This is a genomic window from Streptomyces sp. LBL (assembly GCF_029893585.1).
Classification (GTDB): Bacteria; Actinomycetota; Actinomycetes; order Streptomycetales; family Streptomycetaceae; genus Streptomyces.
Genome location: NZ_JARXYX010000041.1, coordinates 69,544 through 78,336, shown reverse-complemented (window position 1 = coordinate 78,336; position 8,793 = coordinate 69,544). Strand labels below are relative to the sequence as shown.

Here is an 8,793-nt window from a genome sequence, read left to right as displayed (position 1 = left end):
GGGGGTGGGGGGGGGGGGGGGGGGGGGGGTGGGGGTGGGGGGGGGGGGGGGGTTTTGGGGGGGGGCCCCGGGGGGGGGGGGGGGGGGGGGGGGGGGGGGGTCGGGGGGGGGGGCGGGCGGCCCCCCCCCCCCCCCCCTTCCACTCCGTGTAACCGTCCGGTGATCGCTGAAACAGCGGCCCGGGGGCCCACCGTCAGATGCGGCCGCCGATCATCCGGGTGATCGGCCCCTGGGTGTGGCGCTCCGCGCGGCGGCCCACCGCGTAGGACGCGGCGCTCAGCGCGGTCAGACCCGCGCCGACGCCCGCGGCGACGAACTTGCGGTGACTGAGCACCGCCCACGCCGTCCTGGCGCCGACGGCCACCTGTCCCGAGGCCGAGACGACCGCCTGGCGTCCCGCCTCCACGCTCTTGGCCGCGGTGTGCGCGGCCGTGCTCGTCGCGTCGGCCGCCCGCTGGGCGCCCGCCCGGGCCGCCGAGGCCGCCTCGGCGGTCTTCGAGGCGGCGGCCTGCGCCGTGTCCGTGGCAGGCGCCGTCGCCTTGTCCGCGCTCTGCCGTGCCTTGGCGGCGGTGGCCGAGGCGGCTGCTGTCTTCTTCGTCGTCTGCTTGTCCGATTCCGTCATGGGATCCGGTTTGCCGTTCGGCTCGGTCGCAAACACGTGGCGTCACGTTCCGTCTTCTCTGATATCGCGACCGGTCAAGAATCATGGAAACAGGGAACACGGTTGCCGGGAACGAAGAGGAGTTCGATCGGGCAGGGAGGAAGCTTGTCGGCCACCGGCAACGCAGCAGACACCAACAACGGCCGCAACGAGACCGAGGAGGAGAGAGCCGACCGCAAGTGGGCGGAGCTCATCCAGGAGGTCAGGGTCGCCCAGACAGGCGTGCAGATCCTGTTCGGCTTCCTGCTCACCGTCGTGTTCACACCCAAGTACGCGCACCTGGCGGATGTCGACAAGTCCATCTACATCGTGACGGTCGTCCTCGGCGCCTGCGCCACCGGCGCGCTGATCGGCCCGGTGTCCCTGCACCGTCTGGTGGCCGGACGGCGGGTCAAGCCGCAGACGGTGGAGTGGGCCTCCCGGATGACCTTCGTCGGCCTGATGCTGCTGCTGGCCACCATGACGGCGGCACTGCTGCTGATCCTCAGGGTCGCCACCCACAACGCCTATGTGCCGTGGCTCGTCACCGGCGTGGTCCTCTGGTACCTGGTGTGCTGGTTCGTCGTACCCCTGGTGGTCCGGCGCCGCCATACGACGAGTTGACCATGAGCTGACGATCAGGGGCATCCCACCGGATCACTTGGATCACCGGATGCCCCTGATACCGCGCCGCACCCGGGTCGGCGTCCCTCGCGTCCGGTGTCAGCCCCCGGCGATGACCTCCTGGAGGAAGTCGTCGACGCGGACCTCCTCCCGGCCCGGCGGCACGATCTCCCGCGTCTCCCGAAGGAAGGCCGCGATCGCCGGGGCCCACGCGAACACCACGGCACGCTGGCGGTCGCCGTCGGGGCGGGCATCGCCGAGGAACTCGATGCGCAGCTCCTCCCACATGCCGGTCGACGCCGGACGCATCCGCACGTCACCCACCCCGACCGGACGGCCCAGACCGTCCGCGAGCATCTCCCGGTCCAGCCTCCACCGTGCGAGCACCCGGCCGTCATGGCTGAACACGGCGGTCACGGCGAACGGGTCCACCTCCTGGTAACTGAGGTGCGCGAGCACCGGGCAGCGCTCCGCGCCGCCCGCCTGGAGCTGCACGACGAGGGTCTTGTGCACGAACGAGTTCACGAGAGGGCCTCCGGGAAGAACAGTCATAGAGACCTCTAGTACCCCTGTCGCGCGCAAGATGCTCAGACCTACGGGTGATTTGCGCGCGCTCCGCGCAGTGAGGTGATACACACGGCGATGGCCTGCTGGAGTTCCTCCAGCTGCTGGACCATGTCGTCCTCGTAGAACTCCTGGGCGTCGTCGAAGGTGAGCTCCTCGAAAACCCTGGTGGCCTTCTGGAGGCTGTTGTAGAACTTCGACCGCCGTTCCTGGACACGCAGTTCGGGGTCCGCCTCCACGGTCTCGACGACGAGCGACTTCATCGTGTCGTAGGCCTCGGTGGCCCAGTCGCCGGTGTCCTCGTCCTCGTCCAGCTCGTCGAGGAGCGAGAGGTGGCGCTCGGCCTCCTGACGGATGTCGACGGGCGCGTCGATCGTCTGGCCCGCGGGCGTCTTGATCTGACCCGACTCGGCGATCTGGCGGAGGTATCCGATCCGGTCGGCCGACCTGCTCTCGCTGGCGACGGCCTTCTTCAGATCGTCGGTGCGTACGACGTCCCGGGCCAGCTCGGCCTGGAGCTCCGGGTCTTCACGGACCCGGTCCAGGAGGGCCTGGCGGGCGGCGCGGGCGGTGGAGGGGTCGGCGAGGATGGCGGCGCGCAGCGCGGTCGGGTTCTCGGCGACCTCCAGCGCCTTGGTCGGCCGGATGCCCTCGGCCTCGGCGGCCTCCGCGATGGCCGTGCCGCGCTCGGAGCCGGCGCTGCTGCGGGAGACGTAGTAGCCCAGCCACACGTCGGAGTCCGGAAGTTCCACCTCCTGCCCCGGCGTCAGCGCCTCGAAGTGCGGGACGAGACCGTCGTCCGCGGCCCGGTCCCAGGCCTTGTAGTAGCGCATGACGCGCTCGGGTGAGCACCCGGCCAGTTCGGCGAACTCCTTCGCCGACACCTTGGGCGTCTCCTCCGCGCTCTGTCCGCCGGGCCGCACGCTGCGCGCCACCATCAGGCCGAACGCCCATCCTCCGGTGCGCGCGTAGACGCCGAACTCACGCGCGTCCCGCGCCACGAGGTCGGACAGGGGCACGGGGGGCGTCTCGGACGGGACGATCGACAGAGTCACGCTGATTCTCCTGGGCAGGCTGGTCGGACCGCACCATGTGTGCAGGCCGGCAGCCTATGGCACCCGTCGGTGATGGCGCCGCGGCACCGGCCTCACGGGGCGGCACACCTGTCGGTACACCTGTCGGTACACCTGTCGGTACACCCTGAGGGGCCTTGCGGTGTCAGTTCAGCGCGTCGTGCAGCGCGGGCAGCAGCGTCTTCGCCGACCAGTCCAGGTACTGGGGCTGCGACTCGCCGCCGATCTGCACCAGGGCGATCTCGGTGAAGCTCGCCTCGGCGTACGGCCGTACCGCCTCGACGAAGTCCTCCGGGTCGTCGCCGCACGGGATCGAGGCGGCGACATCGTCAGGGGTGACGAACTGGGTCGCCGACTCGAAGGCGTCCGGGTGCGGCAGTTCGGAGTTGACCTTCCAGCCGTTGCCGAACCAGCGGAACTGCGCGTGCGCCCGCTTGATCGCCGTGTTCCGGTCGGTGTCGTAGCACACCGGCAACTGGCCCACGCGCGGCTTGCCCTGCCCGCCGTGCCGGTCGAAGGCGTCCAGCAGCCCCGCCTTGGGCTCGGTGGCGATCACCAGGTCGGCCAGCCGGCCCGCGAGCGAGCAGGACCGCTCGCCGGAGACGGCGATGCCGATCGGCGGCGGCTGGTCCGGCGGGTCCCGCAGCCGGGCCGACTCGACATCGAAGTGCTGACCGCGACGGTTCACATGGCCGCCCTCGAACAGCGCGCGGATGATCTCCACCGCCTCTTCGTGCAGCTCGTGCCGTACGTCCGCGGACGGCCAGCCGCCTCCGACCACGTGCTCGTTGAGGTTCTCGCCCGAGCCGAGCCCCAGCCGGAAGCGCCCCTCGGACCGGGCCGATCCGGCTCGGCACCTCGTGGTGCGTCGCTCGCGGTCGGGCGGGTGCCCCGCGAGTCAGTCCGAGGACTGCCGGAAGGTCTTCAGGAAGGTGTCCAGTGCCTCCTGGTTCGCGGGGTCGTTCCAGTCCGCGGCTGGGGTCGACCAGCGCAGCGAGAAGCTGCGGCCCTCCCCGATCAGGAAGCCGCGGCCGAACGTGCGTACCCGGGTGCCGCGGGAGTCGTCGGCGAGCCACTCCATGTCGGCGGCCTTGCGCCCCTGGTACGTCGTCGCCCGGATCTCGCCGATCCGCTCGTAGTCGCCGCCCGCCTGCTGCAGGTCCGGTTCGACGTCGTCGCGCCAGACGGCGACGGGATCCGGGCCCACGCGTTCGCTGTAGGTGACGGCGAGGGTGCGCGGATCGCCCTGTTTGCCGAAGATCACGCGGTAGGCGAGGTCGGCCATGCGTGTGGTGTTCAGCGCCTTCCAGCCGTCGGGGAGGGCGACAGAGAAGCCCTCCGGCGAGTGATACTCACGGTAACCGGAGGGCTGTGCGGTGCCGGAAGAGGACTTGGTCGGTGTCGGTGTCGGTGTCGGTGTGGGCGGCGGCGTCGTCGATGGCGATGCCGATGCCGATGCCGATGGCGATGCCGATGCCGATGCCGACGTCGTCGTCGGCGGCGGTGTCTTTGCCGGGAGGGACGTCTGGTCGGTGACCGGGGCCGAGGCGCTCGGCCGGGGTTGCTGACCGCTCGAGGAGGTGTCCGTGCCCGGCAGTTGACGGGTCACGGCGAGGACGGCGACGGACACCGTGACGACGGCCAGCGCGGTGCCGGCGACCACGGTCCGCCTGCTCCAGACCGGGCCCGACCCGTGCAGCCCGCTCCGCCGGGGCGTGGGCAGCGACCGCACGGCCGCGTCCGGATTCTCCTTGAGGACCCGGGTGAGCGCCTCGCGGACCACCGAGCGGGTCAGCCGCTCCATGGAGTTCTTGCGCAGCAGCCCCTGCACGGTCTGGGTGAGCGGTCCCGCGTGCACCGGGCTGCGCAGCGGAAGCCGGTCCACCGAGCGCAAGGTGGCTTCCGGCCGGTCCCGGTCGCGGAACGGGGGGCGACCCTCGACCATCGTGTACAGGATCGCCCCCAGCGCCCACAGGTCGGCAGCCGGTCCGATGCGCTCGTCGCGGGCCTGTTCGGGGGAGGCGTACGACGGCGCGGTGACCCGAGGTACCAGGGTCGCGCCGGTCAGCCCGAAACCGGTGAGGACGACGGAGCCCTGGTCCCGCACGAACACCTGGCCCGGACTGAGTTCGCCGTGCGTGATGCCCTCGCCGTGCGCGGCGTCCAGCACGTCCAGCACTTCCAGGCCGACGCGGGCCGCCCGGACGTGGGTGAAGGCGCCCTGCTGGGCGAGGAGCTCGCCCAGAGGCGTGCCGTCGATCCACTCGGTGACGACCCACAGGATGCCGGCCTCCTCGACGGCGTCGAGAACCGTGGCCACCCGGCCCGGGCACATCACCCCCATGGTCTCGGCCATCCGCACGACCCGGGCAGTGACTCGCTGCAAGCTCTCCGTGTCCATGCCGGCCGGCAGGCCGATCTGAGTGAGGAGACGCGGGTGCCCCGCCGAGACGTCCTCGCCGTACCAGCAGACCCGGTTGGTCTCACGATGGAGGACCTCCATGAGTCGGTACCTTCCGGCGACCAACTCGTATGTCGCCCCTTGCGCCTTGACCATGGTCATCCCTCGTTGAACCCACTGGCTCTCACCTTTCCCAGAGGTACGAAGGGGACGAGGGGGTGCGTTCAATGCATCCCCAACTGAAGACAAGCGCCTCCCTTTTGTTCAACTGCTGAAAGACCGGTCAAGGGGACTGAACGAAAGCCGAACGGAGTTGGCGTTCCGCACCTGGGCCGGGACTGACGGAGCGTCCGCGCTCAGAGATCGCGGCACACCAGGAAGTCCAGCAGGGACCACAGCTCGCGCTCGGTCGCCGGGTCCAGGGGCACACCGTCGAGAACCGTCTCCACGGCGACGATGTGCCGCCGTGCCTCGGCCAGCGCTTCAGCCAGGCCGCCGGCCTCCTCGATCAGCGCCGCCAGCTGCGCGGGCTCCGTGTCGGATTCCAGGAGAGCAGCGAGCCGGCCGGCCGCGGGGGAGGGGCCGTCGAGCGCGGCCAGGACGGGGAAGGTCTTCTTCCGCTCGCGCAGATCGCCGTGGACGGGCTTGCCGGTGACGGCGGGATCGCCCCAGATGCCCAACACGTCGTCGACGACCTGGAACGCGATCCCGAGATGCCGCCCGGCCCGGTCGAGCGCGGCGACCACAGCGGGCGGCGCGCCGCCCAGCAGGGCGCCCAGCGCGGCCGCGCAGCCCAACAGGGCACCGGTCTTGTGCTCGGCCGTGGTGCGGTACTCGCCCGGCCGTACCCGGTCCGGTCCCGCCCAGGGGCGCGCGGCCAGCAGCAGGTCGTCGGCCTGCCCGTGCACCAGATCGCCCAGCGCCACGGACAGCAGGCGCACGGCCTCGGGGCCCGCAGGTGACGCGGCGAGGGTCTGGACGGCCAGCGCGAACAGGGCGTCTCCCGCGAGCACGGCCGGTCCCGTGCCGTAGGCCTTCCACACGCTGGGGCGGCCGCGCCGGGCCGCGTCCCCGTCCATGATGTCGTCGTGCAGCAGGGAGAAGACGTGCACCAACTCCGCCGCGACCGCCGCGGGCACCCCGGTCCGCCCGGGCGCACCGGCCGCCTCAGCCCCGAGCACGGCCAGCGTCTGCCGGAGCCCCTTGCCACCGGACGCCACCGCGGGCGCGCCGCCGACCTCGCACCAGCCGAACGCGTACCCGGCCATCTCACCCACCCACGGATGCAGACGCCCGACCGTCTCCTCCAGCGCGGGCCGTACCAACGCGCGGCAGCGGTCCAGGACTTCGGGTGCGGCGAGTGCCGTCGTCAGCGCCGTCACCGTACGGACTCCGCCCGCACGGCGCCCGGTGTCCCGGACTCCTCCGGCTCCTCCGGGGTGCCGAACTCCTCCTGTGCCCGGGCCACCATCTCCCGGGCGTGCCGCAGGCCGAGGCGGTCCAGGACGCGGACCAGATCGGCGAGTTCGGCGGCCGTCTCGGAGCGGTCGCGGCCCAGGTGGGCCCGGGACTTGGCCAGGCCCAGCCGCGCGAGTGCCTCACCGCGAGGCTCGCTCATGGCACGGAACTCCGCGAGGGCCTGCTCGTACAACTCCCGTGCCTCGGCGTGACGCCCGGCGCGGTACAGGACGTTACCGCGCATCTTGTGGTTGTACGCGAGCGCGCTGGAGAGGTTCATCGCGCGGCAGGTCCGCTCCGCCTCGGACAGCAGGGCGAGGGCCCGTTCGGCGTCCCCGTCGCGTACGGAGACCACGTCGGCGAGCCCGCGCAGGGCCCAGGCGTGACCGCGCCGGTCGTCCGCGCGGCCGGCTATCTGGGCCGCCTCCTCGAACAGGGCGTACGCCGTGTCGTAGGAGCCGGTGTTGCGGTGGATCTGCGCGATGCCCTCCAGGGCCCAGACGGTGTGCCGTGCCTCGCCGCGCCGCCGGGCCTCGGCCAGCAACTGTTCGTGCAGTCGGCCGACCGCCTCGTAGTCACCCTGGATACGGCCGGTCTCGGCGAGCCCCGCCAGCGAGTAGCCGCGGACGACGACGTCACCGCCGCGCTCGCCGAGTTCGGCCGCGAGTTCCAGCAGGCGCCGGGCCAGGGCGAACGCGCCGCGCTGCCGGGCCAGGGTGCCGCCGCTCCACAGTGCCCAGGCCATCGCCCCGACGTCCCCGGCCGCCCGGGCCGCGCGGTAACTCGCCTTCCACGCCCGGTCCGCCTCTCCGATCCGGCCCAGCCGGCGGTGCGCCTCGGCGACCGCGAGTCCGGAGCGCGCCGCCTCCTGGTGCTGTCCCGCCCGCTCGGCGCTCCGCAACTGCTCGGTGCCGGCGGCCAGTACGTCGGTCAGTGAGGAGTTCACGGAGAGGGTGGTGAGGGCGCCCTGGTACTCCGGGGCGAATGCCTTGCCGTACATGCATGCCTTTCCGTCGACATCTACGCCATTTCTACACGCTGTGTATACATGGCGTGTATAGTGCATCGAGAGCCTGCCCCGGCCCATCGTGCCGGGGCATCATCTGTTGCCGGTCAAGACGCGAACGGACCCGTCCGGGTTGCTCGTGAGGCGCAGTTGACTTCGTGAGCCCGATGCTCCGGGACGTGGTGTGTGAGCCTGGCGCTCCCGGACATCGGGGATACCGACGGGACGTCAGTGCTGCTGCGCCTTCTGCGGTGTCGCCTCGCTCGGCCGTACGACGGCGTATCCCTCGCCCTGCAGCACCAACTGCACAGCCTCCCCCGAACCGCCGCGCAGCATCGAGCCGATGGACTGCGAACGGTGCAGCGAGGTCGAAAGGCCCCCGGTCCAGCCGACGATCGCGTCGGTGTCGACGTACACCGGGTACTGCGGTGAGACCGGGATGACCAGCGGGTTGCCCTCGCACACCAGGCCCAGCCGGCCCTGGCCGGTGAAGACGCTGTTGAACAGGCCGCCGCCGGCGATCCCGGCGCCCTTCACGGTCGCGATCCGGTACGCCAACGTGGCGTCGAAGCACAAGACGTTGCGGCCGTTGACGGTGAACTCGTCGCCGGGGTCGACCTCCACGACGAAGCAGTTCTGCGCCTCGTGCGCGAACCAGGCCTCGCCCTGCCCGCGGACCGTCATCAGCGGCAGGCCCTCACCGGTGACCGCCCGCTTGAGCATGCCTCCCACGCCCTGGCCCTTGCGTTCGAACTGGAGGTTGCCGCGGTAGGCGATCATCGCCCCCTGGCGGGCGAGCATCTCGCCGTTCACTGTGTACCGGATGCACTTGGCGTTCTCGACCGTCATGCCCGCCTGTGTGGCCGGCTGGACTATGTGCTCGCTGGCAAAGAGGTCACCCTTCATGGGGGCATCCTGTCCCGGACGGATGCATTCCGCCAAGATGAACGCATCCCCCGAGACGGATGCGTTCCGCCGAGATTGCGGGCCGGATCGCCCCGGGACGTGTCGGACTCGCCGAGATCGC

At 71.5% G+C, this 8,793-nt stretch carries 8 protein-coding genes and 1 pseudogene; 1 reads left to right on the top strand and 8 read right to left on the bottom strand.

Annotation, left to right across the window (positions count from 1 at the left end; translation table 11 throughout):
- Positions 1-193: 193 nt before the first annotated feature.
- Positions 194-622, bottom strand: a complete 429-nt coding sequence (locus M2271_RS36805) for a hypothetical protein (RefSeq protein ID WP_280891812.1) — start codon at positions 620-622, stop codon at positions 194-196.
- A 144-nt stretch (positions 623-766) separates the two neighbouring features.
- Between M2271_RS36805 and M2271_RS36800 the strand changes: the two genes are divergently transcribed.
- Positions 767-1,264, top strand: a complete 498-nt coding sequence (locus M2271_RS36800; RefSeq protein WP_280891811.1) for a DUF6328 family protein — start codon at positions 767-769, stop codon at positions 1,262-1,264.
- 99 nt (positions 1,265-1,363) lie between these two features.
- Here the strand turns inward: M2271_RS36800 and M2271_RS36795 are convergent, their stop codons facing one another.
- The 7 genes and pseudogenes from M2271_RS36795 to M2271_RS36765 all read right to left on the bottom strand — a co-directional run bounded on the left by M2271_RS36795 (position 1,364) and on the right by M2271_RS36765 (position 8,672).
- A complete protein-coding gene (locus tag M2271_RS36795) occupies positions 1,364-1,789 on the bottom strand; it encodes an SsgA family sporulation/cell division regulator (protein ID WP_280891810.1) in 426 nt (141 codons plus the stop codon).
- Between the two features lie 68 nt (positions 1,790-1,857).
- Positions 1,858-2,883 carry a hypothetical protein gene (locus M2271_RS36790; protein ID WP_280891809.1) on the bottom strand — a complete coding sequence of 342 codons (1,026 nt, stop codon included), beginning with the start codon at positions 2,881-2,883 and terminating at the stop codon, positions 1,858-1,860.
- Between the two features lie 163 nt (positions 2,884-3,046).
- Positions 3,047-3,736 (bottom strand): annotated as a pseudogene (locus tag M2271_RS36785) (TIGR03557 family F420-dependent LLM class oxidoreductase); the annotation flags it as partial.
- 63 nt (positions 3,737-3,799) lie between these two features.
- A complete protein-coding gene (locus M2271_RS36780) occupies positions 3,800-5,464 on the bottom strand; it encodes a serine/threonine-protein kinase (RefSeq protein ID WP_280891808.1) in 1,665 nt (554 codons plus the stop codon).
- 194 nt (positions 5,465-5,658) lie between these two features.
- Positions 5,659-6,684, bottom strand: coding sequence for a polyprenyl synthetase family protein (locus tag M2271_RS36775; protein WP_280891807.1), 1,026 nt, complete (start codon positions 6,682-6,684; stop codon positions 5,659-5,661).
- Positions 6,681-7,760, bottom strand: a complete 1,080-nt coding sequence (locus M2271_RS36770) for a tetratricopeptide repeat protein (protein ID WP_280891806.1) — start codon at positions 7,758-7,760, stop codon at positions 6,681-6,683. The genes M2271_RS36775 and M2271_RS36770 overlap by 4 nt, the downstream gene beginning before the upstream one ends.
- 234 nt (positions 7,761-7,994) lie before the next feature.
- Positions 7,995-8,672 carry an AIM24 family protein gene (locus M2271_RS36765; RefSeq protein ID WP_280891805.1) on the bottom strand — a complete coding sequence of 226 codons (678 nt, stop codon included), beginning with the start codon at positions 8,670-8,672 and terminating at the stop codon, positions 7,995-7,997.
- Positions 8,673-8,793: the final 121 nt, after the last annotated feature.

What these genes read in the sequence shown, in the direction of transcription:
- M2271_RS36765 (WP_280891805.1), bottom strand. Translation starts at nt 8,672, where the DNA reads ATGAAGGGTGACCTCTTTGCCAGCGAGCACATAGTCCAGCCGGCCACA.
- M2271_RS36770 (WP_280891806.1), bottom strand. Translation starts at nt 7,760, where the DNA reads ATGTACGGCAAGGCATTCGCCCCGGAGTACCAGGGCGCCCTCACCACC.
- M2271_RS36805 (WP_280891812.1), bottom strand. Translation starts at nt 622, where the DNA reads ATGACGGAATCGGACAAGCAGACGACGAAGAAGACAGCAGCCGCCTCG.
- M2271_RS36780 (WP_280891808.1), bottom strand. Translation starts at nt 5,464, where the DNA reads ATGACCATGGTCAAGGCGCAAGGGGCGACATACGAGTTGGTCGCCGGA.